The 1,078-nt window shown below is 63.5% G+C and carries 1 protein-coding gene; it reads left to right on the forward strand.

Translation table 11 applies throughout. The features are described from left to right. Positions 1-1,078: immunoglobulin-like domain-containing protein (locus PMI21_RS11240; protein ID WP_007939399.1), on the forward strand; the 1,078-nt coding region annotated here is incomplete at both ends.

Below are 1,078 nucleotides of genomic sequence, written 5' to 3' on the forward strand. Positions count from 1 at the left end.
ATACGGCAACCCTGACCAATGCCGCTGGCACACCAGTGACCGTCACGCTGAGCAATGGCGCCGTCATCACCATCGAAGCGGGCAAAACCACTGGCTCCGTGACCGTCGATGCGCCGAAGGATGACGTCTATAAAGACGCCGGCACCGTTGAGGCGACCATTAAAGACGCAACCGGCGGCAACTTCGAGAACCTGGTAACCAGCAATACGCCTGCGGTCACTACCGTCAACGACACCATCGACACCAGCACTGTTTCGCTGACTGCGACCGCGAACGTGGCCGAAGGCGGGACCGTGGTGTACACCGCTTCCGTCTCCGCTCCGGTCACCGGCTCGCCAGTGGTTGTGACCCTGTCCAACGGCCAGACCATCACCATCCCAGTCGGCGCGAGCAGCGGCTCTGTTAACTTTGTTGCACCCAACGACGCGTTGGCCGGCGGCAACTCCCTGAGCGTCAAGATTGACGATGCCAAGGGCGGCAACTACGAGAAGTTGGAAGTCGACGGCAAGTCGGCGGACACCTCGGTGACCGACACCCCGGACACCACCAACCTCAGCCTGAGCGCAACCGACTCGGTCGCCGAAGGCGGTTCCATCGTTTACACCGCGACCCTGACCAACGCCGCCGGCACGCCAGTGACCGTGACGCTGAGCAACGGCGCCGTGATCACCATCGACGCCGGTAAAACCACCGGCACCGTGACCGTCCCGGCACCGTCCGATGACGTTTACAAAGACACCGGCACGGTCCAGGCGACCATTTCCACCGCCACCGGTGGCAATTTCGAGAACCTGGCGACCAGCCCAGCGGCGGCGGTCACCGACGTCACCGATACCATCGATACTTCGACGGTCAACCTGACCGCCACTTCGAGCGTGGCCGAAGGCGGCACCGTGGTGTACACCGCGTCCGTCTCCGCTCCGGTCACCGGTTCGCCAGTGGTTGTGACCCTGTCCAATGGACAGACCATCACCATCCCGGTCGGTTCGAGCAGCGCCAGCGTGAACTTCACCGCGCCCAACGATGCCCTGGCCGGTGGTGGTTCGCTGAGCGTGAAGATCGACGATGCCAAGGGCGG

The sequence above is a fragment of the Pseudomonas sp. GM18 genome (genome assembly GCF_000282195.1).
Lineage (GTDB): Bacteria > Pseudomonadota > Gammaproteobacteria > Pseudomonadales > Pseudomonadaceae > Aquipseudomonas.